A 25,870-nucleotide genomic window follows, 5' to 3' on the forward strand; every position below is an offset into this window, starting at 1 on the left:
GCAGCTCACCCAAACCCAAGACACACAACAAGAAACGGGCCGCCGCTGACACGACGGCCCGCTAAGGAAACTCACCTGACGTTAAAACACCAGGTCCACCTGAGGTGAACAAATGAGCCGTTCATCGACCTCGGACGCGCACCGAGCGGGGCGACTGTCCGAGCTCGCGGCGGCAGACCTTGTTGAACGCCTGCAGGTCCGGGATCCCGACCGCGGCCGCGACCGCCGAGACCGACAACGTCGACGCGGTGAGCAGGTGGCGTGCGCGTTCCATCCGGCGGCGCCGCAGGTACGCCACCACCGTGGTGCCCAACCGGGCCTGGAACAACCGCGTCAGGTGGTTGTGCGACACCCCCGCCACCCGAGCGATCTCCGCGACCGACAACGGCGTGCCCAGGTGCGCCTCGACGTGCGCCGCGGCCACCGCGACCGGATCCGGGGTGTCGCGACCGGCGGCGGGAGCGTCGGCAAGCTGCCACAGCACGGTCCACAGGTGCGCCGAGGCCCGCGCAGGCGCCGCCGCGAGGGCGCCGCGCAGGAGGCGGGCGATGGCCGTCCTGTTCGGACCGGCGTCCTGCATCACCGGGGCCACGCGGCGTTCCGCGGTGCCGGGCAGGCGCAGGTGCGCGTAGAGGTGCTCGGACCTGCCGCGGTAGCGGAAGAGCACCTCGGTGCCGGGCGGGACCAGGCTGGCGTGGCCGGGAGCGATGCGGTGCGCCGTGCCACCCACCTCCAGCACGCCCTCGTAGCCGTAGAGGTGCAGCTGCCACAGGCCGGGCAACCGGAACACGTCCTGCAGCCCCGTGACGCCGTGCACGGCGACCCCGACGTCCGCCACCTCCGGTGGTTCGCCGAGAGGCAGCACGACCTGATGCACGGGTGAAAAATTACCAGTAGTGGGTGAATACAACCCACGCCCTGCAACGGTGTGTCCTTCTACGTTCGTCGCATGGGAACCAGCACTCTGCTCACTTCGGTGCAGCTGGCGCGTTTCGTGGCGCACGGCTACCTGCGCCTCGACGCGGTCGTGCCCGAGGAGATGAACCGGGAAGCACTCGACCTGCTCCCGCGCGGAATCCCGGACGTGCCCCACGGCACGCCGGTCGCCGACGCCTACCCCGGCGGTTCGTTCCCCCGGCGGCTCGTCGAGCTCCCCGCCGTGGCCGGAGCCCTGCGCAGCCTCGTCGGCCCTGACCCCGCGGTGGACCACCACGCGGTGCACGTGCGCGAACCCCACGAGGGCCACGCCCAGCCGTTGCACGGCGACGCGATCATCGACGTGCGGCCCGACGCGTTCGACGTGCAGCTGATGTACTACCCGCAGCGGGTCACCCCGGACATGGGCGGCACGCTCGTCGTGCCGGGCAGCCATCTGCGCCGCACCAACGAAAGCGACACCGGCCGCTACCAGAACCTGCGCGGCCAGACCCGCCTGGTCTGCCCGGCCGGCACCGTTCTCCTGCTGCACCACGGGATCTGGCACGGCGGGCGCCGCAACGACAGCGACGTCCGCCGGTACATGTTCAAGATCCGCTTCAACCCGGCGGTGCCGCAGGTGCGCCTGTGGGACACCGCCGACATGGCCGACCCCGCGGTCGCCGAGGAGCTGAGCCGGTACTTCCCGTGGTACGAGCACGCCACCGGCCGGCTGGAGATCTACAACCGGGTGCTGCTGTGGCGCGCGCTGACCGGCGACCCGTCGTTCGACGTCGAGCACTGGGTCACGCGTGTCACCAACCGTCCCGCACACAGGAGCCACGCATGAGCCTCCGGCAGCAGGTCCTCGTCCTCTACCTGGCCACCTCCGCGCTCGACTCCCCCGTCGTCGGCTGGTCCCGCTACGACGGCACCGGCGCCACCCGGCCCACCACGGGTGACTCCGACGAACCGCCCTACGCCGACGGCGTCGCGGCGCTGCGGGACGGCTGGCGGCTCATCCAGGCCTCCCCGCTGCTGCCGCCCCAGGCCGGGGCCGAGTACGGCACGTCGTTCCTCAAGCACGAGTTCTTCTTCGAGAAGCTCAGCTGAGCACCTGGTCGGAATTTCTGCCCGTGAGTCGCGCCCGAACGCGCCGTGCCGGTGCTCGATGAAGGGCGCCTTACTTCACCTGAGGTGGATGAAGGCGCCCTTCATCCACGGCGAACACGCTCAGCTGGACCCCCGCAGGACGGCCTCGACGTTCTTGCGTTCGGTGCCCAGCTTGGCGAGCACGCGGGCCACGTGCTTCTCGACCGTGCGGGGCGAGAGGAAGAGGGTCTGGGCGATGTCGGCGTTGGTGGCGCCGCGGCCGAGGAGCTCGGCGACCTCCAGCTCCCGGGGTGACAGCTCGTCGCCGTACCCGCGGCGGCCGGGCCGGTGCGGTTCCTCGATCCCCAGCGAGCGCAGCGCGTGCTGGCAGCGGGCGGCACCGGCGGTCGCGCCGAGTCCGGCGTAGACGGTCGCGGCCTCGGTCAGGTGGGCGGCGGCCTGCTCGGGGTCGGCGGGCGCGAGGGCGTTGCCGAGGTGCTCGGTGGCCTTCGCCGCGAAGTACGGCCTGCCGATGTCCAGCCACCGGCGGCGGGCCGCGGCGAAGTGCTCGGTGGCCGCGTCCGTTCCGCGCAGGAGCAGCCCCCTGGCGAGGTCGAGCTCGGCTGCTGCCGCCGGGGCGTCCCGGTCGCCCTCGCTGACTTCGGCGTCGGCCACGAGCCGTTCGGCAACGTCGCGGTGCCCGGCGGCCAGCGCGGCCTCGACCGCGATCGGGAGCAGATCCGTGGGTCTTGCCCAGATGGCGCGCCCGCGCAGGAACGGCATCAAAGGTTCAGCGACCGCCCAGGCCGCCTGCGGGTCGTTCTGGGCCAGCCTGACCGCGATGAGCTCGGTGGAGACCTCCATGTTCAGGTCCCCGGCGGTCAGGTCGCTCGTGTGCTGCGCGGTGCTGGTGAAGTGCTCGAGAGCAGCGGAGTAGCGCCCCTGGGCGAGGGCGAGGCGTCCCCGGCACAGCGCGAGGCCGAGGTCGACCATCCCGAAGTCGGGATAGGCACGCGCCAGGTCGGCGAACCCCGCCTCCAGACCGTCCCAGCGACCGGTCAGCCAGCCGAGGTACAGCAGCCTGATGCGGTGAAGGCATTCGTAGCGCCGGCCACCGAGGCGCCGGGCGACGTCCAGGTTCTCGAGCAACAGGGCATGGGCCCGCCGGTAGTGACCGAGATGGGTGGTCGCCATGATCACGTTGTGCAGCGCACGCCAGGTCTGCGCCAGCACCGCCATGTCCGGGCTTTGCCGCGGCAGCTGTTCCACCAGAGGCCAGACCGCTGGATCACCTTCCTTCGCCATCAGGGTGAGCCGGGTCGCCTGCACCGCGGCCCTGATCGCTTCGTCGGTGCTGTGCCGGACGGCCGACTCCGCCCGGTCGAGCCATCTCCACGCACGCTCGGCGTCACTGTTGTGGGCGACGTTGGCCAGGGCGATCATCGCCCGCGCCGCCTTGTCCGGGAGGGTGGCCAGCTCGTCGACCGCGCGTTCGAGCTCGGGGTAGCCGGCGTCCCAGTCGGCCGCGACGTTGACCGTGATCAGGCCGAGCCCCAGCCGGACCTCCCCGCGGACCGCCTCCGGCAGCAGCGGATCGGCGAGCACGGCCCGCAGCAGGCGGGCGTTCGTGGCGAAGTCGGCGCCGTAGTCGGCGATCCGCGCGAGCGCGAGCGCGACCCGGGACCGCTGCTCGACACGCACGTCCGTCTCGTTCAGGAGCTGCTGCAGGAGCGTCACGGCGGTGCCGGTGTCGCCGAGCGCCACGGCCTGGTCGGCCGCCTCCTCGGCCCGGACGAGCCAGCCCTCCCGGTCACCCGTCGCGAGCGTGTGGTGCGCGATCTGCACCAACGGCACCGGGTCGTGCGTCTCGAACACCTCGATCGCCCTCCGGTGCAGGCGGGTGCGGCGCGGCCCGGGGACGTGCCGGTACGCGACCTGCTGCGCCAGGACGTGCCGGAACCAGTACCGGCCCGTGCCGATCTCCTGCAGCACCGCCGCGCCCAGGGCGTCGAGCAGGCCCTGCGCGGCCTGCTCGGGTTCGAGCCCGGCGACCTCGGCGAGCAGCGCCTCGGTGGCGGGCACGGAGAGCACGGCCGCCGCGTCGACCACGGCCGCACCGTGCGGGGACAGGGCCACCAGCCGCTCGGTGACCGCCGCGCGCAGCCCCTCCGGCACGTCGGCGTGCTCCAGTTCGCCGGGGTCCTGGCGGTCCCTGGCGCGGAACGTCAGCAGGTCCTCCTCCGCGACCAGCGGCAGCCCCTCGCTGCGGCGGTGCAGCACCGCGCACAGCTCACGGGTCGCGCCGCCACCGAGCGCGGCGGTGGCCAGCTCCGCGACCTCGCACTCGCTCAGCGGCGCCAGCCTGATCACGGTGGGGCGGTGGGCGCCGCCGAGGACCGAGGTCCCGTTCTCGGCACGGCAGGTGAGCACCAGGGCGAGCTGTTCCGGCAGGTCACGGGCGAGCAGCAGGAGCAGCTCACGGGTGGCGTCGTCCACCCAGTGCAGGTCCTCGACGACCACGACCGTCCGGCCGGTCGCGGCGAGCACCGCCCGCACGGCCCGGATCAGCTGGTGCCGGGCGGCGCCCGGATCGTCCGGTTTGGACGGTACCGGCGGCAGCAGTGCGGCCAGATCGGGCAGCAACGGCGCCAGCGCGCCCGCCGTGGGCGGCAGATCCGCACCCTGCAGCCACGGGCCGACCTTGCCGAGCGCGTCGATCACCGGCCCGTACGGCAGGGGTTCGCGCAACGGGTGGCAGAACCCGGTCACGACACGCCACCCGTCCGACCGCAGTACCGCGGTGGCCTCGCGGACCAGCCGGGACTTGCCCATGCCGGCGTCGCCCTCGACCACGACCACGGCGGGTGGCTGCCGGATGGCGTCCAGCAACAGCTCCAGCTCGTGCCGGCGGCCGACGAAGGGCAAGGACCTGCCGAACCCCGCCACCCGCGTCACCGTCCTCCGGACACCGTTTGGCGAGCAGCCTACCGCTGAATGCATTCACTGCTGTTGCGCCACGTGAGCGAACGGCGATGATCCCGCACCGGCGCACCGGTGCGGGACCAGCCGCACGTCAGGGCGTGGAGAGCTCGAAGCGCGACACTGCGACCGAGCCACCCAGCGCCTGCGTGGCGTGGTTGAAGATGCCGAACCGGTAGCCCATGAAGAACTGCCAGTCGCTCTTCAACGTGAAGGCGGTCCCCAGCGAGGTGAAGTTCACCCCGTCCGTGCTGTAGGAGAACCGGGCCTGCCTGCCGCTGCCGGGACGGATGTCGGCGTTGGCGCGCAACCAGATCCGGTTGCCGGTGAGGTTCGCGCTCGCGACCTCGGTGCCGGTGCCGGTGGTGTTCCAGTTGCCGTCCATGGTCAGCCCGTTGACCATCACCACGCGGTTGCGGCCGTTGTCGCGTTTGACCCCGATCCACGCCGAGGAGTCGCGCAGCATCGCGAGCCCGGTGCGGTCACCGTCGCGCATCGATGTCACGTCCAGGGCGACGGTGGCGGTGGAGCTCGGACCCTGGATCCGGTGGGTGAGGGTGTTGCGGGCGTTGTACAGGTCGTTGGTCACGGTCGCGGTCGAGAGCCGCAAACCGTTGTTGACGCTGTACTTCGTGGTGTCGGGGTTGTGGTTCCACTCCCACTGCGGCCCGAGCGCGGTGCCCTCGAAGGTGTCCGCGCCGGTCATGGGTTTGACCTGGCGCGGTGGCGGCGGCAGGTTCGGTTTCGGGTAGCTCGCGCCCCAGCCGCCGTTGACCGTGGTGATGCGCGGCCAGCCGTCGGCGGTCCAGGTGACCGGCGCGAGCACCGGCATGCGGCCGCCGGGATAGGCGTCGATGAACGCCATGTAGTACCAGTCGCCGTTCTGCGTCTGCACGAGACCGCCCTGGTGCGGCACACCCGCGCCCTGGACCGGCGTCGGCATGTTCAGCAGCACCTGCTGGACGGTGTAGGGCCCGAACGGGCTCGTCGCCCTCAGCACGTACTGGCCGTTCGCGGGCCGGGTGACCCAGATGTAGTAGTAGCCGCCGCGCTTGTAGAACCGCGAGCCCTCCAGCGTGCCGATGTTCGACGGCGTCTGGAACACCTGCTGCGAGCGCACCTCGGACTTCCCGTCCGGCGAGAGTTGCGCGACGCTGATCTGGGTGTTGCCGTAGGCGACGTACATCGTGTCGTTGTCGTCGACCAGCATGCCGGCGTCGTAGTAGCACTTGTTGATGGTCGACAGCTTCGACCACTGCCCGTCCACGGCGGCGGCGGTGTAGATGTGCGTCTGCGCGAAGTCGACGCAACCGCCCCAGTAGTAGGTCTTGTTGCTCTTGCGGTAGTTCAGGAACGACGCCCAGATGCCGCGGACGTAGCCCCGGCCGCCGTTGAGGTCGTACTTGGCGCCGAAGTCCAGCCGTGGCACGGAATGCCCGGCGTGCTCCCAGTTCACCAGGTCGTACGAGCGCAGCACCGGTGCGCCCGGCGAGTAGTGCATGGTGGACGCGGAGTAGTAGTACGTGTCGTCCACGCGGATGATGTCGCCGTCCGCGAAGTCCTGCCACATCACGGGGTTGTTGAACGACGTCGGCTGCGGCCCGGCGCTCGTGGTCGTCGTGGTCGTGGTCGTAGTGGTCGTGGTGGTGGTCGTGGGTGTGCCGGGGTCGTTGCAGGTGACGCCGTTGAGGCGGAACGACACAGGGTCGGGGTTGGCCGAGGTGTAGGTGGCGTTGAACCCGAAGTCGACCTTGCCGCCGGCCGGCACGGAACCGTTGTAGCCCGCGTTGCGCGCGCTGACCTGGTCGCCGTTCTGCGTGATCACGGCGTTCCAGTGCTGGCCGACCTGCTGACCGGCCGCGTAGGTCCACTCCAGGTTCCAGCCGTCGAGCGCGTCACCGGTGTTGGTGATCGACACCGAGGCGCCGAACCCGCCCTGCCACTCGGAGGTCTTGCTGTAGGTGACCGAACAGCCGGGGGCCGCGTGCGCGGCCGTGCTCGCGGCGAGTCCCGCGGCCACCAGGGTGAGTGCGGCGACGGTCGCCGCGACGGGTGCGCGCCTCATGATCGTGTCCACTTCTGGCTCGACTGGCCGTTGCAGGTCCACAGCACCAACCGGGTGCCGTTGCCGGTGCCGGACCGGTCGGCGTCGAGGCACAGTCCGGCGGTGCGGATCGTGCCGTCGGCCTCGACCGTCCAGCGCTGGTTGGCCTGGCCGTTGCACGACCAGGTGATGACGCGCGTGCCGGCGGTGGTGCCCTGGTTGTAGGCGTCGAGGCACTTGTCGCCGAAGACGCGGATCTCACCGCCCGGCCACGAGGTCCACTGCTGGCTCGCCGCGGTGTGGCAGTCCTGCAGCACCGTGTTGGCACCGGCGGCGGTGGAACCGTTCTCCACGTCCGCACACCGGTTCGACGCGGTGCCGCGCAACCGGGCGGTGGTGCCGGTCACCTGGCTGCCACCGCTCACCCGGTACGCGGCCACGCCGTGCGCCGGGACGGAGGCGGAGATCGCGCCGGAACTGGTGGAGGTGCCGCCGGTCCACAGGTCGGTCAGCGTGAAGCTGCTGCCGGACAGGCCGATCTGGGCGGCCGTCGTCGACACGGTCGCGGTGCCGCTGCCCCGGTTGAACAACCCGACGGCGACCGAACCGTCCGAGAGCGGCTTGGCGAAGATCTCGGTGTTGCCGTCGTCGCGCACGCGCCTGCCACCCGCGCCGAGGCGGTCCTGGTTGACCGCGATCAGCCGCGGGTTGCGCAGGATCGCGCTCACGTCAGCCGACATCGTGCGGATGTCGTTGCCCGCCATCAGCGGTGCGGCCATCAACGACCACAGCGCGAAGTGCGCGCGGGACTCGGTGAGGGACAGACCGGGGCGGCCGACGACCAGCATGTCCGGGTCGTTCCAGTGGCCGGGACCGGACTGCGCGGCGAGCGGGGCGGTGATGTCGACGACGTTGCCCACGCCCATCGGGTAGCTGTTGACGTTGTTGTTCTGCCAGATGTCCAGCAGGTCCTCGGTGGTGCGCCACAGGTCGGCGACCTCGCCCCAGTTGTACCGGTCGCCGGTGATGGCGTGGAAGCTGTTGGGGTTGATGCTGTAGACGATCGGACGGCCGGTGGCGCGCAACGCGTCCCGCATGATCGAGAACCGGGCGACCTGCTCGTCCCGCGTCCCCGCGCCCGAGCACCAGTCGTACTTCAGGTAGTCCACGCCCCACGACGCGAACGTCCTGGCGTCCTGCGCCTCGTGGCCCTTGCTGCCGGTCGCGCCGGGGAACGCGCCGGTGCCCTGCGCGCACGTCTTCTCGTTGGGCACCTGGTAGATGCCGAACTTCAGGCCGCGCGCGTGGATGTAGTCGCCCAGCGCCTTCATGCCGCTCGCGAACTTCGTCGGGTGGCCCCTCAGGTTCCCGGCCGAGTCGCGCTGCGGGTCGAACCAGCAGTCGTCCACCACCACGTACTGGTAACCGGCGTCGCGCATGCCCGACGACACCATCGCGTCGGCGGCCTGGCGCACCTGGGCCTCGGTGATGCCGCACCCGAAGCTGTTCCAGCTGTTCCAGCCCAGCGGCGGGGTCAGCGCCGGGCTGCCGGGCGCGGCGTGCGCGACCGGCGCGGCGATGGTGGCGAGCACCAGCGCCGCGGCGGCAGCGAGTCTTCTGGGCATCGTCGCCCCTTTCTCGCAGGGGAAGACGCCGCCGGCGCGGAAGTCCGGCGGCGTCGGGTCACTGGGTCAGCAGGTCGAGTTGGTCTGGGTCAGCAGGCCGAGCTTCCACGGCAGCTGGTTGTAGTCACCGCCGGCATTGGGATCCATGCCCTGGTAGAGGAAGCGCAGCCGGCAGAGGTCGATCTCCATCGTCTGGTCCACGCCCGCGCGGATCATCTCGCCGTGGCTGATGTCGCGCGTCCACTGTCCATTGGGGAACGTCACGTTGTTCGCGCGAGCGAACGGGTTGGACTCCTCCGCGGCCAACGGGCTCCACGGACCGGTGATCGCGGACGAGGTCCAGGTGCGGAACCAGCGCCTGCCGTCCGACCCGATGGCCTCGACGATCAGCAGCCACTGGTTCTTCCCGGCGACCTTGTAGACGTTGGACGCCTCGAACAACCGGTTGGGGTTCGAGTCCTGCAGCGCGATCACCGTGTTGGTGAACCCGTTGGGGAACTGCGCCAAGGTGGTCTCTGACCGGTAGAGGTGACCGTTGTCGTCGGAGGAGAACAGGTAGCACTTCGCGTCGTCGCAGACCATCCAGAAGTCGACCCAGTAACCCTTGCCGATGTTGTCGCGGATGATCTGCGGCATGCCGTTCGCGTAGAAGTTCTTCGGCGCCGACCAGGACGACGGGTTGGAGATGTCCGCGGTCGTGGAGTACGAGGCGTTCGAACCCGTTTGGTACACCAGGTACCAGAGGCGTTGCGGCGCGAAGTAGAACACGTGCGGCGCCGCCTTGTAGCCGCCGCCGACGGGCGTGCGGTCGAGGTAGTACTGCGGTGCGGAGGCGGCCTGCGACCAGTCGGTGAAGCTCGTGTACATCAGGTTGTAGCCCGTGGTGTACACCGACGCGAACACGTGGTACTTGCCGTTGTGGTACACGACGCTCGGGTCCTTGACCGAGTAGACGTTCGGATGCGCCGCGTCCGGTTTCGGGCTGATCAGCGCGCCGCTGGAGGACCAGCGGAAGCTCGACGGCAGGGTGCCTCCGGGCGGAACGCCCGTGGTGGTGGTAGTGGTGGTGGTCGTAGTCGTGGTGGTGGGGCCGACGTCACCGGTGCACAGGGTGCCGTTGAGCGTGAACGCCGTGGGGCTCGGGTTGTCCGTGCCGCTGGAGGACCCGTTGAACCCGAACTCGACCTTGCCACCGGTGGGGATCGCCGCGTTGTAGGACACGTTGCGGGCGGTCACCTGGGAACCCGACTGCGACACCTGGGCGTTCCACGCCTGCGTCACCTGCTGGCCGGCACCGAAGCTCCACGTCAGCGTCCAGCCGTCGACCGCGTCGCCGATGTTGGTGACGCTGACGTTCGCGGTGAACCCACCGTCCCATTGCGACGGTGCCGAGTAGGTGACCGAGCAGCCCGGCGCGGCCGCCGCGGGAGGCACGGTCACCGCCGCGAGCGCGGACATCGCGAGGAGCGGGACCGCGGCCGCGGCGGTGAGCCGGACGCGGCGGGAGCGGAACAGGCGCGCGAGGAACATGGTCACCCTTCGTCGTCGGAGGGATCAGTCAGCCGAAGGGTCAGGCCGCGAGCTGATGCGTGGCGGTGCTGCCGGGCACCGCCTTCAGCGCGTTGAACCAGACCGTGGCCATCTTGCTGTAGCCCGCCGCGTTGGGGTGGATGCCGTCGGGCAGGTCGGAGATCTGCACCGCCGGGTACATGTCCACCACGTGCACCTTCTTACCCGCCGCCGCCTTCGCCCGCAGCATCGGGACGATCGCGGAGTTGTAGTTGCGCACCGTGCCGTCGGCGAACCGGATCGGGATGATCGTCGCGACGAACACCTCGGCGGACGGCGCCTGCGCGGTGATCTTGTCCACCAGGGCGGACAGCCGCCGGGGCGCGCCGGCCGGGTCGCTGCCGTACATGTCGTTGGTGCCGATGTGCAGCAGGATCGTGTGCGGGGTGTAGGTGCGCAGCCAGTTCACGACGTTGGCGTCGATCTGCGCGATGGTCCAGCCGGGGTGACCCTCGTGGTCGCGGTCGGGCATCGAGGCGGGGCCGTCCTTCAGCGAGCCGACGAAGTCGATGCTGCGGCCGGCGGCGCGCAGCTTCGTACCGAGGTCGAGGCGGTAGCCGCCGATCGAGCCGCCCTGGGTGATCGAGTCACCGAGCGGCATCACCCGCACCGGAGCGGCGGCGGCGTCCACAGTGGACGCGGAGGCCGCGGGAGGTACTGCCAGCAGTGCGGCAAGCAGCGCACCGCAGAACACCTTGAGCATGCTGGACATTGGTGAGCCTTCCGGGGGAATCAGGCCTTCTACCAGCAATGTAACGAGGCCGTCACACACGGTCAAAGCTAAAGTTGTTAGCGTTAACTTTTAGCCTGACCCGTTCGATGACGTCGAATTTTCATTCGACTGGGCGCTCGACTGTTAGCGCCCACAAAGCGTCGTCAGTCGCGCGGCGGAGCCACCGATCCGCCCTCGCGCACCGGCATCGGCACCCGGTGGATCATCGGTTGCCGCGGCCGTCGTTCGAGCATCTCCACCAGGACCTCGACCGCCCGCGCGCCGAGCTCCTCGTGCGGCAGCGCGATGGTGGTCAGCCGCGGCCGCAGCCACGACGCTACGGGGTGGTCCTCGAAGCCGACCACCGAGACGTCGCCGGGCACCGAGAGCCCCGCCTCCCCGAGCGCCTGGTAGGCCCCGAACGCCAGGCGGTCGTTGAAGCAGACCAGCGCCTTGGGCCGGTGTTCGCGCAGCAGCTCGGCGGTCGCCTCGAAGCCGTGCTCCGGTGTCCACTTCGGACACCGGAGGGAGCTCACGACCTCGACCCCGGCCGCGGTGAACACCTCCCGCAGCCCGAGCAGCCGTTGCGCGGCCGCGATGCTGTTCGGCGGCACGTCGTGCACCCCCGGCCCGGCGCCGATCAGGTGCACGCCGCGCCGGTGACCCGCCTCCACCAGCACGCGCGCCGCCGACCGGCCCGCCTGCACCTCGTCGGGCAGCACGGCGGGGACGGTCGCCCGCGTCACGGGGGTGGCGTTGAGCAGCACGGCGGGCCCGTCGTAGAGGCCCTCGGGCACCGCGACGGTCCTGGTGTACATGGCGGCGAACACCACGCCGTCCGCGCGCCGGTCGTGCATCGCCTCGACCAGCGCCCGTTCGACCTCCGGATCACCGCCGGACTCCCCCACGAACAGCATGTACCCGTGCCGGTACGCGGTCTCCACGGCACCCTTGACCATGTCGCCCGCCAGCCCGGACGACGCGACGGTGTCGGAGACGAACCCGATCGTCTGCGCACGTCCGCCACGTGGACCCGCCATCAGCGTGTTGCGCCGATAGCCGAGCTCCCGCGCCGTCGAGCGCACCCGGCGCTCGGCCGCCTCGGAGATGCGCAGCTCCCGCGCCCGCCCGGTCAGGACGAGCGACGCCGTGGTGATCGACACTCCGCTCGCCGCCGCGACGTCGGCCAGTGTCACGCGCGTTCGTCCCACCGCTGATCCGCCTCCCGCTGCCGTACGAGCCCGACCGCGTTCCCGCGGTCGGAGGTTCCACGAAACACCTGCGCTCACACGTCTTCCGGACGGGTCCTGGCGGAGGGGACACGTCCGGCGTATCGCCTATCTGGTCAACCGGCCCGGATCGCCGGCGTCACCGCGGCGCACGAGCCACGCCTCGGTGATGTGGGTGAACATGGCCTCCGCGGCACCCTCCGCGTCGTGCGCGGCGAGTCGCTCGTAGATGCGGCGGTGACCCCGGTTGGACGCCTGACAGAGCTCGCGCCCACTCCTGCCCAGGTATCCGGGCGTGGTGATGGCCTGCCCCTGCAACGACTGCACGACACCGCGGGCGATGCGGTTGCCCGACGCCCGCATGATCGTGTCGTGGAAGAGCCGGTCGTGCTCCTCGTAGGCCGGCGTGTCGTCGACCAGCTCGTCCATCCGGTCCACCATCGCGCGCAGCCCGTCCAGCACGTCCTGACCGGCGGCACGGGCGGCGACCTGCGCCATGTCCGACTCCAGCAACCGCCGCGTCACGACGAGGTCGTCCAGCAGCGCGAGGCTCTCGTCCTCGGCGATCGCGGCCCGGAGCACCAGCTCGTCCAGCAGGTTCCACTGCGCGTGCGGGTTCACCGTCGTGCCGGAGCCCTGGCGCACCTGGACCAGGCCCTTCTCCTGCAGGACCTTCACCGCCTCGCGGATCACCGTCCTGCTCACCCCGAACGTCTCGCACAGCACCGGCTCAGGCGGCAACACGGCGCCGACGGGGTAACCACCGCGCACCACTCGCTGCACGAGCTCCGCTGTCACCGCCGCGGCGAGGCTGGCCGGTCGCCGTGTCCAACCCGTCGGAGTGGCCTGCTCGGACTGCGAACCTGTCGCTTTCATGGTGCCCTCCGTTGCGCCGCACGTTCTCCGACGAGCTGGATCCGACAGTATACGTAACACCATTGACGTCACACGTCATACGAGTTACGTTCCGATCAGATATGTGAAGCGGGTGTCATACCGCTTCCCGCGGGTTCCGGCGCGCACGCGTGGAGCACCCGTTCAACGTCCACAGAGGACATAATCACGTCCCGTCCGCCGCAACGGGGCACACACCTCACGCCAGGAGGTCCCTTGTCCACGTCCTCGATCGCCGCGGCAGCGGTGTTGCTCGCCGCGCTGGCCACGGCTCCCCCTGCCGCCGCGGCCACCACCACCCTCTACGCCTCCCCCTCCGGTACCGGCACCACCTGCACGGCCGCCGAGCCGTGTTCGCTGCCCGCGGCCCAGGCCGCCGTGCGGTCCCGCAACGGCTCCATGTCCGGTGACATCGTCGTGGAGCTGGCCGACGGCGTGTACCGGCTCTCCCAGCCGTTGCGGTTCACCGCGGCCGACTCCGGCAGCAACGGCTACCGCGTGCTGTGGCAGGCCGCCGCGTCCGCGAAACCCGTCATCAGCGGCGCCAAGGCCGTCACGGGGTGGTCGGTCGCCGACTCCGGGAAGAACATCTGGCGCGCCAACGTCGGCACCGGCCTCGACAGCCGTCAGCTCTACGTCGACGGCGCGATCGCCACCAGAGCGCGAACCCAGGTCAACCGCGGCGACTTCACGTTCACCGACACTGGCCTGCGCTTCTCCAACGGCGCGCTGAACTACCTGAACAACCTGGCGAACCAGAACCGGGTCGAGGTGGAGAGCGTCAACTCGTTCACCGACCGCTACTCACCGGTGCAGAGCATCAGCGGCAACTTCCTCACGATGCAGCAACCCGCCTGGAACAACAACACATTCGGTTACGACACGCTGAACAACCCGTTCCGCGCCGGGCCGCTCTACCTGACCAACGCCTACGAGTTCCTCGACTCCCCCGGCGAGTGGTACCTCAACCCCGGCACCGGGGTGCTCTACTACATCCCGCGTCCCGGGCAGAACATGAGCAGCGTCAGCGTCGAGCTGCCGGCACTGCAGTCGCTGGTCGACATCGGCGGCACCTACGACGCGCCCGCGCGCGACATGTCGTTCAGCGGCATCACCTTCACCGGCACGTCGTGGCTCGGCCCCAGCAGCAACCAGGGCTTCGCCGACCAGCAGACCGGTGCCTACATCGCGGGCAACCAGAACTGGCCCGCGGACCGGCTGAACTCGTGCAAGAGCGGCTGCCAGCTGTTCGAGGCGGTCCGGCCGCACTGGCTGCAGATGCCCGCCGCCGTGCAGATCTCCGCGGCCAGCGGCATCACGTTCACCGGCTCCAGGTTCGTCAACCTCGGTCAGACCGCGATCGGCATCGGCAACGACGCCAACGCCCACGCCAGCGGTGTCGGCCTGGGCGCGTCCGGCATCACGATCACCCGTTCGGAGATCGCGCAGAACTCGGCGGGCGGCGTCGTGGTCGGCGGCGTGCAGGCCGACGCGCACCACCCGAGCGACCAGCGGATGGTCAACCGCGACATCACCGTCAGCTACAACCGCATCCACGACCTCGGCCTCGAGTACCGCGGCATCGTGTCGGTGCTCAACACCTACGTCACCAACGCCACCGTGGCGAACAACGAGGTCTACAACCTGCCGTACACCGGCATTTCCGTCGGCTACGGCTGGGGTTCCAACGACGCGGGCGGCAGCAACCACTACGCCCAGCGCGGCCTCTACAACTACCAGCCGCGTTACTCGACGCCCACCACCGCGTCGAACAACAAGCTGCTCAACAACTACGTGCACGACGTGATGCAGCAAATGAACGACGGTGGCTGCATCTACACCCTCGGCTGGAACCCGAACGCGGAAATCAGCGGCAACTACTGCCTGCGCCTCAACGGTTACTACGGCCTCTACTTCGACGAGGGCTCGAAGTACTACCGCGCCACCGGAAACGTCTTCAACGCCACCGGCACGTGGGCCACCGCCAACTACGGCGGCGGCGAGAACATGGGCAACTGGACGCTGACCGGCAACTGGTCCAGCAACAGCGTCAGCAACATCTCCAACGGCGACCGCGGCAACGTCGTGAACAACAACACCATCGTCACCAACGGGAACTGGCCGGCCGGTGCCCAGGCGGTGATGGCGAACGCCGGACCGGGCGGCGGCGGTGGCGGCGGCAAGGACAACGTCACGGTCGTCGGAACCCAATCCGGCCGTTGTGTCGACGTCGCCAACACCAACAACAACACCCAGGCACGGCTCTGGGACTGCAGCGGCGGCACCACCCAGCGCTGGAACTACACCGCCGCCAAGCAGTTCACGATCGGCGGCAAGTGCCTGGACGCCAGCGGCAACGGCACGTCCAACGGCACCGCGGCGATCCTCTGGGACTGCCACGGCGGCCTGAACCAGCAGTGGAACCTCAACGCCGACGGCAGCATCTCCGGCGCGCAGTCCGGGCTGTGCCTCGACGCCAGCGGCAACGGCACGGCGAACGGCACGCTGATCCAGCTCTGGACGTGCCACGGCGGCACCAACCAGCAGTGGACCCTGCGCAGCTGACCGCCGAGTGCTCGATGAAGGGCTCCTTCATCCACCTCAAGCGCAGGAAGGAGCCCATCATCCACCTCAGGTGCGATGCCAGGAACTCAAGGGGCGACGCGTTGCGCCTCCCCTCGCGGGCAGGCTCGGGATGAACGGCGCATTTGTTCACCTGGGGTGGACAAATGCGCCGTTCATCCCGGCCGGGTGCGCCGCTCTCGCCGGGCGTACCGGATCTGCCGCACTGCCGCGCACCGTGCGATCAGGCCTCGCCAGGCGCGTGGCGACGTGGATGAAGGCGCCCTTCATCCACCTCAAGCGCAGGAAGGAGCCCTTCATCGACGGCGAACGCGCGCGGGACGCGAAGGTGCCCCCGTCCCGGCCGGGACGGGGGCACCTGGGCCGGAAGTGCTCACCTCACGGTGATGTTCGAGTTGCCACTGCTCTGGTAGCCCTCGGTCGCGAGGATCATGTAGTAGCTGAAGTTGCCGAGCCGCATGCCGACGCGGTTCCACGCGTCGAAGTGGTTGCCGGTGGTGATGTTTCCGCCGGTCCGCTTCTGCTGCCGGACGCTCCAGAACTGCGGGAAGGTCTTGTTGCCTTCGACGGAGGGCGCGTTGTAACGCATCGTCTGATAGATGTCGTACGTGCCGCCGTCAGTGGTGACCGTGCCCTTGTACGTGCCAGTGGGCCGATAGGTGCCCCAGTTGTCGACGACGTAGTACTCGACGAGCGGGTTCGACGTCCACCCGTACAGCGCGAGATACGCGTTGCCGGACGGGTTGAAGCTGCCGGAATAGTTCACGGTCCGCCGGGAACCGTTGCTCCAGCCCTTGCCGCCGACGAAATTGCCGACATTGCTCCACGAGGTGCTGTAGTTGCCGCCGGACCCCAGGTCCATGCAGACCCTGCCACCACCGTCGGTCCAGAATGAGTAGTAGTAACCGTTGTTGTTGCCCGTCTGGCTCGAACAGAGGGCGGTGATGCCGACATCGGCGCCGGCGACGCTCGGAGTCAGCGTCATTGCCAGCGCCGTGGCGAACAGCAGTGCGAGACCGCGCTTGCGGCGCGGCGTTCGGACGTTGAGCGAAAACATGTGCAGTACTCCTCGTCATTGAGGTTGACGCGGCGGCGGATGCCCGCTCAGGAGCAGACGGTGCCGTTCAGCGCAGGCGACGCGAACGGTGGCGTCGAGCCGTTGTAGTTGGCGTTGAAACCGATGGAGGTGGTGCCGCCGGCGGGGATGGAACCGTTCCACGACGCGTTGGTCACCCGGACCACGTCGCCGGTGCTGCTCCACGTGCCGTTCCAGCCCTGCGTGACCGTCACGCCGGGAGCGGAGAACGTGAAGGTCCAGCCGTTGATCGCCGAGCCGCGGTTCTCGATCACGATCTCGGCGCTGTAGCCGCCCTGCCACTGGCTGAGCAGCCGGTAGCTCGCCCGGCAGCCACCACCGGGGTTGTTGCTGGTCGTCGTGGTGGTGGTCGTCGTGGTCGTGGTCGTGGTGGTCGTGGTCGTGGTGGTCGGGCCTGGACCCGCCGCCAGCGCGAGCTCGTAGGCGCGCTGCGGCACGAACTGGCCGGCCGGGCCGATGCACCCGTCCGACTCGCCGGGCAGCTTGACCCACAGGAACGCGGCGATCTTGGAGTCGCCGGTGTTCTCCGTGCTGGGCGTGCCGATCGCACGACCGGGCGGGTCGCACCACTCGCTGCCCGCCGGACCGTTGCCGTTGCGGCTGGTGTCGACGACCGCCTGGAGGCGGCCGTCGCCGACGTTGTTCAGCACGGCCTTGGCGAAGTTCACCTCGTCGGAGGTCGCGCGGTAGTTCGACACGTTCGTCGAGATGCCGTCGGCGCTGTTGGAGATGTCCGCGCCGCGCAGGCGGTTCGCGGCCTCCGCCGGGGCGAGCCACGCCGAGTGCCCGATGTCGAAGTACACCTTGGCCTGCCCGGAACCGGACTTGAGCTTCTTGCCCGCGTAGGCGATGGAGGCCTTGGTCTGGTTCTGCTGGTCGGCGTTCTGGCAGTTGGTCATCAGCGCCAGCACGTCGGGTTCGAGCACGATCGTCGCCCGGCGGCCGCCCAGTCCCGCGGCCACCTCGTCGATCCACGCCCGGTAGGCGGCGTGCGACGGTGCTCCGCCGCCGCTGGCGCCACCGCAGTCGCGGTTGGGGATGTTGTAGACGACCAGGATCGGGATCTTGCCGGCCGACGCGGCCGCGCCGACGAAGGAGCTGATCTCCGACCGGATCGTCGAGGTGTTGGTGGTCGTGAACCAGCGCGCCTGCGGCACCGAGGCGATCCGGTCGCGGATGACCGGCGTCCGCGAGTCGCCGGGGTTGGCGGCCACCCATCTCGCGCTGGAGCTGGCCGGGTCCACGTAGAACGACGACTCGGCGGCGCGGACCGTCGTGCCGCCGCTCAGCGTCAGTGCGACGGTGCCGGCCACGACCACGCCCGCGGCCGCGCAGGCGCCCGCCGCACGCCTCCGTCTTGCCGTCACGTCAACCGTCGAAGTGCCGGGCGTACCGGCGCGTGCAGGATCGATTGCTGTCATTCAGGTCCTCACAGCGTCGTTGCTGGGTGCGGTGCGAGAGGGCGCTATGAGAGCGCTCCCATAGATAGCGCGCCGCGCGCGGGGAAAACGCGTCCGGGCTCGGGCCAATGTAGTCAGGGCGCCATGTAGCGTCAATGCTAAAACTGTTAGCAAGAACTTTAGCAATATCATTCCACAGACCTCGCGGCAGAACGCATTCGACGCCATTCGACAACAGACTGGGAGCGCTCCCGGTCTTTTGTAGCCCGTTCAGCTCAATATCGGCACAAAACCGTCTGCACCTTCTTGTGAGCGCGAACACGAAGGTGTCACACTCCACCACGGCGCACTCCCCAGTGATGTGGGTGAAGGAGACGGTAGTGAAGATTCCCGGACCGCGCCGAAGACATCGCGCCCGCCGGCCACGACGCCGCGGTTGACCGCGCGAAGCACCTTCAACGCACACATCGGGAACCGGTATCGCCGCACCGGTCACCGCGACGTGCGCCCAGATCGTCATACCCGCCACGCCCGGCATTTCCGGGCGGAGTTTCGAAAGTGTGGAAGATGAAACTGACAGCGAGGTCAGTGTCACTTGTTCCGATCGTGTCGGCATTTGCGGCGGCGGCACTCTGCACGACGCTGGTCGTGACCGCCACGGGATCCGTCGCGAACGCCGCGACCACGCTCGGCGCCGCCGCGGCGCAGTCCGGCCGCTACTTCGGCACCGCCGTCGCGGCGGGCAAGCTCGGCGACCAGACCTACGTGAACCTCCTCAACACGGAGTTCAACATGGTCACCGCCGAGAACGAGATGAAGTGGGACGCGACCGAACCCAACCGCGGTCAGTTCAACTACTCCGGCGGCGACCGCATCCTCAACCAGGCCGTGAGCACCGGCAAGCGGATGCGCGGCCACGCCCTGCTGTGGTACCAGCAGGAACCCGGCTGGGCGCAGCGCATGGAGGGTTCCGACCTGCGCCAGGCCATGATGAACCACGTCACCCAGGTCGCCACCCACTACAAGGGCAAGATCTACGCCTGGGACGTCGTCAACGAGGCGTTCGCCGACGGGGGCAGCGGTGGTCGCCGCGACTCCAACCTCCAGCGCACCGGCAACGACTGGATCGAGGCCGCGTTCCGCGCCGCCCGTGCCGCCGACCCCGGCGCGAAGCTCTGCTACAACGACTACAACACCGACGGCGTGAACCCGAAGTCCACCGGCGTCTACAACATGGTGCGCGACTTCAAGTCCCGCGGTGTCCCGATCGACTGCGTGGGCTTCCAGTCCCACCTCTCGGGCAACCCGCCCGGCGACTACCAGGCGAACCTCCAGCGCTTCGCCGACCTCGGCGTCGAGGTGCAGATCACCGAGCTCGACATCTCCGGCAGCAACCAGGCAGCCGCCTACGGTGCCGTGACGAAGGCGTGCGTGGCCGTCCGCGCCTGCGCAGGCATCACCACGTGGGGCATTCGTGACACGGACTCGTGGCGTGGCGGGGACAACCCGTTGCTGTTCACGGGATCCGGCGCCAAGAAGCCCGCCTACAACGCGGTTCTGGACGCGCTGAACGCGGCTGGTCCCGGCCCGACGACCACCACGACCACAACGACGACGACCACAACGACGACCACGACCACCACCACGACCACGAGCAACAACCCGGGTCCTGGTGACTGCACGGCGTCGGTGTCGCTGAACCAGTGGGACGGCGGCTTCGTCGCCACGGTCAAGGTCACGGCCGGATCGTCCGCGCTGAGCGGCTGGCGGGTCTCGACGACCCTGTCCAACGGCACGGTCACCAACTCGTGGAGTGCCAACCGCAGCGGCAACAACGGCGCGATCACGTGGTCCAACGTGGACTACAACGCCAACGTGCCCGCCGGCGGGTCCACCGAGTTCGGCTTCCAGGGCACCGGAAGCGGCACGGGCCTCAACCCGTCCTGCAGCGCGAGCTGACGCCACGCACCACCGAACCGCGGGGCGGGGTCCGACGGACCGGACGGGCGGACACGCGGACCCCGCCCCGCACCTTGGGGAGACGAGAGATGGCCACGAGACGTGGATTCTGGGCGCGCATCGCGCTGACGGTCGGCGTCGTGCTGACGCTGTCCGTTCCGGCACGGGCGGACAACCCGATCGTGCAACACATCTACACCGCCGACCCGGCGCCGTTGGTCCACAACGGACGGGTCTACCTCTACACCGGGCACGACGAGGACAACTCGACCTGGTTCACCATGAAGGAGTGGCGGGTCTGGTCGTCGGCCGACATGGTGAACTGGACCGACCACGGCTCGCCGATGAGTCTCGCCACCTTCAGCTGGGCCAAGCAGGACGCGTGGGCCGGGCAGGCGATCGAGCGCAACGGCAAGTTCTACTACTACGTCCCGATCGTCAACAAGGCCTCCGGACGCATGGCCATCGGTGTCGGCGTCTCCGACAGCCCCACCGGCCCGTTCCGCGACGCCCTCGGTCACCCGCTGGTGGAGAACGGCGAGATCGACCCGACGGTGTTCATCGACGACGACGGGCAGGCGTACCTGTACTGGGGCAACCCCAACCTGTCGTACATCCGCCTGAACACCGACATGATCTCCTACTCCGGTGGCATCAACCGGATCCCGCTGACCACGGCGGGCTTCGGCACCCGCACCGGTGACGCCAACCGGCCCACCCTCTACGAGGAGGGGCCGTGGGTCTACAAGCGCAACGGCCTGTACTACAACGTCTTCGCGGCCAAGTGCTGTTCTGAGTTCATCGCCTACTCGACGGCTCCCACCCCGACCGGACCGTGGACCTACCGCGGCACCGTGATGCCCACCCAGGGCAGCAGCTTCACCAACCACCCCGGCCTGATCGACTTCAAGGGCAGCTCGTACTTCTTCTACCACAACGGCGCACTGCCCGGCGGTGGCGGCTTCACCAGGTCCGTCGCGGTGGAGAAGTTCAGCTACAACGCCGACGGCACGATCCCGACGATCAACATGACGACCACCGGACCCCCGCCGGCGGACACGCTCAACCCCTATGTGCGCCAGGAAGCCGAGACCATCGCGTGGGGCAGCGGCATCGAGACCGAGCCGTCCAGCGAGGGCGGGATGGACGTCGGGTTCATCAACAACGGCGACTACATCAAGGTGAAGAACGTCGCCTTCGGTTCCGGCGCGAAGACCTTCAGCGCGCGGGTGGCGTCCACCGTCGCCGGCAGCTCCGTCGAGGTGCACACCGACAGCCCGACCGGGCCTCTCGCCGGCCGGTGCTCGGTGCCCAACACCGGCGGGTGGCAGACGTGGACCACCGTCTCGTGCCCGGTGAGCGGGCTGACCGGCACCCGCGACCTCTACCTGAGGTTCAGCGGTGGCAGCGGTTACCTGTTCAACTTCAACTGGTGGCAGTTCGGCGGTGGCGCATGAGCACCGTGCGTTGTCACCGCGACGGCCTCACCCTCGCCGCCCTCGTCGCGGCCGTGACGCTGCTGGTCGCCGCCATCGCGCTCTCCCTGGTGCCGCAACAGGCGCAGGCCGCGTCGCTGGTGCGGGTCACGAACTTCGGCACGAACCCCACCAACCTCAACATGTACGTCTACGTGCCGGACCGGGTCGCGGCCCGCCCGGCGATGCTGGTGATGGTGCACTACTGCAGCGGCTCGGCGAGCGCCGTGCACAACGGCAACGGGCGCGACTACGTCACCGGCGCGGACCGCTACGGGTACGTGATCGTCTACCCGGAGGCGACCAGGGACGGGCACTGCTTCGACGTGTCGACGCCCAACGCGTTGCGGCGCAACGGAGGCAGCGACTCGACCGGGATCATGTCGATGGTGTCGTACGCGCGCCAGCGCTACAACGCCGACCCGGCCCGGATCGTGGTCGCGGGCTTCTCGTCCGGGGCGATGATGACCAACGTGCTGGCCGCGGAGTACCCGGACGTGTTCAGCGCGGGGTCGGCGTTCTCCGGCGTGCCGGCCGGCTGCTTCGCGACGACGAACGGCTCGCTGTGGAACAGCCAGTGCTCCGGCGGGAACGTGCAGAAGACCCCGCAGCAGTGGGGTGACGTGGCCAGGGCGATGTATCCGGGTTACACCGGGCGTTACCCGCGGATGCAGCTGTGGCACGGCACCACCGACACGACGCTCGCGTACCCGAACTTCGGCGAAGAACTCGACCAGTGGACCAACCTGAACGGGCTGAGCAGGACGCCGTCGTTCACCGACCAGCCGAAGTCGAACTGGACCCGCACCCGCTACGGCGCCACCGGTACCACGGCGACCGTCGAGGGCGTCAGCATCTCCGGTGTCGGGCACGAGCTGCCGATGGCGGGCATGCTCGCGTACTCGATCGCGTTCCTCGGCCTGGACAACAACCCGCCGGTCACCACGACGACCACCACCACAACCACAACGACAACGACGACCACCACGACAACGCCGGTGCCTCCGCCCGGTGACTGTGCGGTCACCGCGTCGGTCAGCGCGTGGAACACCGGCCTGACCGAGACGATCACCATCAAGAACACGTCCACCACGGCCGTGAACGGCTGGCAGCTGCGGTTCACACTGCCCGGCGGACAGGTGATCACGAGCGGCTGGAGTGCCGGCTACTCCCCTGCCAGCGGCGAGGTCACCGCGCGCAACGTGGACTACAACGCGCAGATCCCGCCGGGCGGGTCGGTGCAGATCGGCTTCCAGGCCTCGCACACCGGCAACAGCGCCGTCGCCGACGGGTTCACGCTCAACGACGCGCGGTGCGCCGTGAGCTGACCGTCCCGGCAAGTCCCGACTCCTCGTGGCCACCACCAGGGGTGCTTCAGCGACCGCGAAACCCATTGGAGGACCGGCATGTCCGACCTGAACCGGCGGCAGCTCATGAAGCTCGGCGCGGGTGTCGTGCTGACGCGGGCGGGCTGGACAGCGACGGCGAACGCCGCCTCCTCGGCGCCGCCGGAAGTGCGCGCCGCCAACGATCTCGCCCTGTGGTACGACCGCCCGGCGGGATCGGACTGGCTGCGCGCGCTTCCGGTCGGCAACGGCCGCCTGGGCGCGATGGTGTTCGGCAACACCGACACCGAACGCCTGCAGCTCAACGAGGACACGGTCTGGGCGGGTGGCCCGCACGACTACAGCAACCCGCGCGGCGCGGGCTCGCTCGCCCAGATCCGGCAGCTCGTGTTCTCGAACCAGTGGACGCAGGCGCAGTCGCTGATCGACCAGACGATGCTCGGCAACCCCGCCGGGCAGCTCGCCTACCAGCCGGTCGGCGATCTGCGGCTGGCGTTGCCGAACGCGACCGCGTCGGCGTACCAGCGCTCGCTCGACCTCACCACCGCGACGACCACCGTGACCTACACGGCGAACAACGTGCGTTACCGGCGCGAGGTGTTCGCGAGCGCGCCCGACCAGGTGATCGTCGTGCGGCTGACCGCGGAGACGCCCGGTTCGGTCTCGTTCAACGCGTCGTTCAGCTCGCCGCAGCGCACGACGGCGTCCAGCCCGGACGCCACGACGATCGCGCTCGACGGCATTTCCGGCGACCAGCGCGGAATCGCGGGCACGGTCCGGTTCCTCGCACTGGCCAGGGCGGTGGCCGAAGGCGGCACCGTCAGCAGCTCCGGCGGGACGTTGCGGGTGAGCAACGCCAACGCCGTCACGGTCCTGATCTCCATCGCTACCAGCTACATCGACTTCCGCACGGTCAACGGCGACTACCAGGGCAGCGCCCGCAGCCGCCTGAACGCCGCGCAGGGCCGGTCGTTCGACACCCTGCGCGCCCGGCACGTCGCCGACTACCAGGCGTTGTTCGGGCGGGTCAGCCTCGACCTCGGCCGCACCGCGGCGGCCGACCAGCCGACGGACGTCCGGATCAGCCGGCACGCGAGCACCACCGACCCGCAGTTCTCGGTGCTGTTGTTCCAGTACGGCCGCTACCTGCTGATCTCGTCGTCGCGTCCCGGCACGCAACCGGCGAACCTGCAGGGCATCTGGAACGACCAGATGGCGCCGTCGTGGGACTCGAAGTACACGCTCAACGCCAACCTGCCGATGAACTACTGGCCCGCGGACACCACGAACCTCGGCGAGTGCTTCCAGCCGGTGTTCAGGATGATCAACGACCTCACCGTCACCGGCGCCCGCACCGCCCAGGTGCAGTACAACGCCCGCGGCTGGGTCACCCACCACAACACCGACGCCTGGCGCGGCTCCTCGGTCGTCGACTTCGCGACGTCGGGCATGTGGCAGACGGGCGGGGCCTGGCTCTCGACGATGATCTGGGACCACTACCGGTTCACCGGCGACGTCGACTTCCTGCGCACGTACTACCCGGCGCTCAAGGGGTCCGCGCAGTTCTTCCTCGACACGCTCGTCACCGAGCCGAGTCTGGGCTACCTCGTCACCAACCCGTCGAACTCGCCGGAGCTCACCCACCACGCGAACGCCAGCGTGTGCGCCGGGCCGACGATGGACATGCAGATCCTGCGCGACCTGTTCGACGGCTGCGCGGGCGCGTCCGAGGTGCTGGGTGTCGACGCCGACTTCCGCACGCAGGTGCGGGCGGCGCGCCAGCGGCTGGCGCCGATGAAGGTCGGCTCGCGCGGCAACGTCATGGAATGGCTCTACGACTGGGTCGAGACCGAGCAGAACCACCGGCACGTCTCGCACCTCTACGGCCTGCACCCGAGCAACCAGATCACCAAGCGCGGCACCCCGCAGCTGCACACCGCCGCCCGCAGGACGCTGGAGCTGCGCGGTGACGCGGGCACCGGGTGGTCACTCGCCTGGAAGATCAACTACTGGGCGCGGCTGGAGGAGGGCGCCAGGGCGCACGACCTGATCCGGTCCCTCGTGACCACGGACCGCCTCGCGCCCAACATGTTCGACCTGCACCCGCCGTTCCAGATCGACGGCAACTTCGGCGCGACCTCCGGCGTCGCGGAAATGCTGCTGCACAGCCACAACGGCGAGCTGAACGTGCTGCCCGCGCTGCCACCGGCGTGGCCGGCCGGCAGTTTCTCCGGCCTGCGCGGGCGCGGCGGGTACACCGTCGGCGCGACGTGGGCGGCCGACGGCACGATCACGCTGTCCGTCACGGCGGACCGCGACGGCACCGTCCGCGTCCGCAACCGGGTCTTCGGCGGTACCTTCGAGCTGCGCGACACGACGACCGGCACCGCGCTCCAGCCCACCAGGCCGGAGGCCGACCTCGCCGAGTTCGCCGTCCAGGCAGGACACACCTACCGCGCCACCGGCCAGGGCACGGGTTCCGGACCGGTGGTGCGCCCCGGCGTGAACTACCGGCTGGTCGCCCGCCACAGCGGGAAGCCGATCGAGATCGCGGGTTCCTCCACCGCGGCGGGCGCGCTGCTGCAGCAGTGGTCCCAGACCACCGGGCTCAACCAGCAGTTCGACTTCGTCGACTCCGGTGGCGGCTACTACCGGGTCAGGGCGCGGCACAGCGGCCTGGTGCTCCAGGTCGCGAGCTCCAGCACCGGCGCCGACATCAGCCAGCAGGCCGACACGAACGCGACGAACCAGCAGTGGCGGGTGGTCGACCAGGGCGGCGGGGTGATCAGCCTGGTCAACCGGCAGAGCAACCTCGCGATGGACGTCTGGAACGTGTCGACCGCCGACGGCGCCCGCGTCTCCCAGTGGAACCCCAGCGGCGCGGACAACCAGCGATTCCAGGTCCAAGCAGTGTGACGAGAACCGAAGGGAACGACGATGTTCCACGAGCAC

The 25,870-nt window shown here is 69.5% G+C and carries 17 protein-coding genes; 7 read left to right on the forward strand and 10 right to left on the reverse strand.

Annotation, left to right across the window (positions count from 1 at the left end):
• Positions 1-121 precede the first annotated feature (121 nt).
• Entirely contained in the window at positions 122-877 is a 756-nt protein-coding gene (locus tag ABZV40_RS39775) for a helix-turn-helix transcriptional regulator (protein WP_355454233.1), read from the reverse strand.
• 72 nt (positions 878-949) lie between these two features.
• Between ABZV40_RS39775 and ABZV40_RS39780 the strand changes: the two genes are divergently transcribed.
• Positions 950-1,765, forward strand: a complete 816-nt coding sequence (locus tag ABZV40_RS39780; protein ID WP_355454235.1) for a phytanoyl-CoA dioxygenase family protein — start codon at positions 950-952, stop codon at positions 1,763-1,765.
• Positions 1,762-2,028: a hypothetical protein gene (locus ABZV40_RS39785; RefSeq protein WP_355454237.1), complete on the forward strand. Its 267-nt coding sequence runs from the start codon at positions 1,762-1,764 to the stop codon at positions 2,026-2,028. Before ABZV40_RS39780 ends, ABZV40_RS39785 begins: the two co-directional genes overlap by 4 nt.
• 120 nt (positions 2,029-2,148) lie before the next feature.
• On the opposite strand, the gene ABZV40_RS39790 is transcribed toward ABZV40_RS39785, so the two are convergent.
• From ABZV40_RS39790 to ABZV40_RS39820, 7 genes are all read right to left on the reverse strand, one after another.
• Positions 2,149-4,962 carry an AAA family ATPase gene (locus ABZV40_RS39790; RefSeq protein WP_355454238.1) on the reverse strand — a complete coding sequence of 938 codons (2,814 nt, stop codon included), beginning with the start codon at positions 4,960-4,962 and terminating at the stop codon, positions 2,149-2,151.
• A gap of 118 nt (positions 4,963-5,080) precedes the next feature.
• A complete protein-coding gene (locus ABZV40_RS39795) occupies positions 5,081-7,051 on the reverse strand; it encodes a family 43 glycosylhydrolase (RefSeq protein WP_355454240.1) in 1,971 nt (656 codons plus the stop codon).
• Positions 7,048-8,655 carry a ricin-type beta-trefoil lectin domain protein gene (locus ABZV40_RS39800; RefSeq protein ID WP_355454242.1) on the reverse strand — a complete coding sequence of 536 codons (1,608 nt, stop codon included), beginning with the start codon at positions 8,653-8,655 and terminating at the stop codon, positions 7,048-7,050. Before ABZV40_RS39800 ends, ABZV40_RS39795 begins: the two co-directional genes overlap by 4 nt.
• A gap of 66 nt (positions 8,656-8,721) precedes the next feature.
• A complete protein-coding gene (locus ABZV40_RS39805; RefSeq protein ID WP_355454244.1) occupies positions 8,722-10,185 on the reverse strand; it encodes a non-reducing end alpha-L-arabinofuranosidase family hydrolase in 1,464 nt (487 codons plus the stop codon).
• Positions 10,186-10,225: 40 nt separating this feature from the next.
• Positions 10,226-10,936, reverse strand: a complete 711-nt coding sequence (locus ABZV40_RS39810) for an SGNH/GDSL hydrolase family protein (protein ID WP_355454246.1) — start codon at positions 10,934-10,936, stop codon at positions 10,226-10,228.
• 164 nt (positions 10,937-11,100) lie between these two features.
• Complete coding sequence (locus tag ABZV40_RS39815) at positions 11,101-12,132, reverse strand: LacI family DNA-binding transcriptional regulator (protein WP_355454248.1); 1,032 nt, start codon at positions 12,130-12,132, stop codon at positions 11,101-11,103.
• Positions 12,133-12,273: 141 nt separating this feature from the next.
• Positions 12,274-13,041 (reverse strand): FadR/GntR family transcriptional regulator, encoded by a 768-nt coding sequence (locus tag ABZV40_RS39820; protein ID WP_355454250.1) that lies wholly within the window; start codon positions 13,039-13,041, stop codon positions 12,274-12,276.
• Positions 13,042-13,275: 234 nt separating this feature from the next.
• Between ABZV40_RS39820 and ABZV40_RS39825 the strand changes: the two genes are divergently transcribed.
• Positions 13,276-15,624, forward strand: coding sequence for an RICIN domain-containing protein (locus ABZV40_RS39825; RefSeq protein ID WP_355454252.1), 2,349 nt, complete (start codon positions 13,276-13,278; stop codon positions 15,622-15,624).
• A 391-nt stretch (positions 15,625-16,015) separates the two neighbouring features.
• Here ABZV40_RS39825 and ABZV40_RS39830 read toward each other — a convergent pair whose 3' ends face one another.
• Both ABZV40_RS39830 and ABZV40_RS39835 read right to left on the reverse strand, forming a co-directional pair.
• Positions 16,016-16,627: a glycoside hydrolase family 11 protein gene (locus ABZV40_RS39830; RefSeq protein WP_355454294.1), complete on the reverse strand. Its 612-nt coding sequence runs from the start codon at positions 16,625-16,627 to the stop codon at positions 16,016-16,018.
• 119 nt (positions 16,628-16,746) lie between these two features.
• A complete protein-coding gene (locus ABZV40_RS39835; protein ID WP_355454254.1) occupies positions 16,747-18,105 on the reverse strand; it encodes a glycoside hydrolase family 6 protein in 1,359 nt (452 codons plus the stop codon).
• A gap of 600 nt (positions 18,106-18,705) precedes the next feature.
• Between ABZV40_RS39835 and ABZV40_RS39840 the strand changes: the two genes are divergently transcribed.
• From ABZV40_RS39840 to ABZV40_RS39855, 4 genes are all read left to right on the forward strand, one after another.
• A complete protein-coding gene (locus ABZV40_RS39840) occupies positions 18,706-20,097 on the forward strand; it encodes an endo-1,4-beta-xylanase (RefSeq protein WP_355454256.1) in 1,392 nt (463 codons plus the stop codon).
• An 89-nt stretch (positions 20,098-20,186) separates the two neighbouring features.
• Positions 20,187-21,554, forward strand: coding sequence for a glycoside hydrolase family 43 protein (locus tag ABZV40_RS39845; RefSeq protein WP_355454258.1), 1,368 nt, complete (start codon positions 20,187-20,189; stop codon positions 21,552-21,554).
• Entirely contained in the window at positions 21,551-22,900 is a 1,350-nt protein-coding gene (locus tag ABZV40_RS39850) for a PHB depolymerase family esterase (protein ID WP_355454260.1), read from the forward strand. The genes ABZV40_RS39845 and ABZV40_RS39850 overlap by 4 nt, the downstream gene beginning before the upstream one ends.
• A 78-nt stretch (positions 22,901-22,978) precedes the next feature.
• Positions 22,979-25,834, forward strand: coding sequence for a glycoside hydrolase N-terminal domain-containing protein (locus ABZV40_RS39855; protein ID WP_355454262.1), 2,856 nt, complete (start codon positions 22,979-22,981; stop codon positions 25,832-25,834).
• The last annotated feature ends 36 nt before the right edge of the window (positions 25,835-25,870 follow it).

The sequence above is a fragment of the Lentzea sp. NPDC004782 genome (genome assembly GCF_040609115.1).
In the GTDB taxonomy this organism is placed as follows: Bacteria; Actinomycetota; Actinomycetes; order Mycobacteriales; family Pseudonocardiaceae; genus Lentzea.

Bases quoted from the DNA above. Each gene is read 5' to 3' on its own strand.
- ABZV40_RS39840 (WP_355454256.1), top strand. From the start codon at position 18,706: ATGAAACTGACAGCGAGGTCAGTGTCACTTGTTCCGATCGTGTCGGCA.
- ABZV40_RS39805 (WP_355454244.1), bottom strand. From the start codon at position 10,185: ATGTTCCTCGCGCGCCTGTTCCGCTCCCGCCGCGTCCGGCTCACCGCC.
- ABZV40_RS39800 (WP_355454242.1), bottom strand. From the start codon at position 8,655: ATGCCCAGAAGACTCGCTGCCGCCGCGGCGCTGGTGCTCGCCACCATC.
- ABZV40_RS39855 (WP_355454262.1), top strand. From the start codon at position 22,979: ATGTCCGACCTGAACCGGCGGCAGCTCATGAAGCTCGGCGCGGGTGTC.
- ABZV40_RS39810 (WP_355454246.1), bottom strand. From the start codon at position 10,936: ATGTCCAGCATGCTCAAGGTGTTCTGCGGTGCGCTGCTTGCCGCACTG.
- ABZV40_RS39845 (WP_355454258.1), top strand. From the start codon at position 20,187: ATGGCCACGAGACGTGGATTCTGGGCGCGCATCGCGCTGACGGTCGGC.
- ABZV40_RS39795 (WP_355454240.1), bottom strand. From the start codon at position 7,051: ATGAGGCGCGCACCCGTCGCGGCGACCGTCGCCGCACTCACCCTGGTG.
- ABZV40_RS39780 (WP_355454235.1), top strand. From the start codon at position 950: ATGGGAACCAGCACTCTGCTCACTTCGGTGCAGCTGGCGCGTTTCGTG.
- ABZV40_RS39820 (WP_355454250.1), bottom strand. From the start codon at position 13,041: ATGAAAGCGACAGGTTCGCAGTCCGAGCAGGCCACTCCGACGGGTTGG.
- ABZV40_RS39850 (WP_355454260.1), top strand. From the start codon at position 21,551: ATGAGCACCGTGCGTTGTCACCGCGACGGCCTCACCCTCGCCGCCCTC.
- ABZV40_RS39785 (WP_355454237.1), top strand. From the start codon at position 1,762: ATGAGCCTCCGGCAGCAGGTCCTCGTCCTCTACCTGGCCACCTCCGCG.
- ABZV40_RS39830 (WP_355454294.1), bottom strand. From the start codon at position 16,627: ATGACGCTGACTCCGAGCGTCGCCGGCGCCGATGTCGGCATCACCGCC.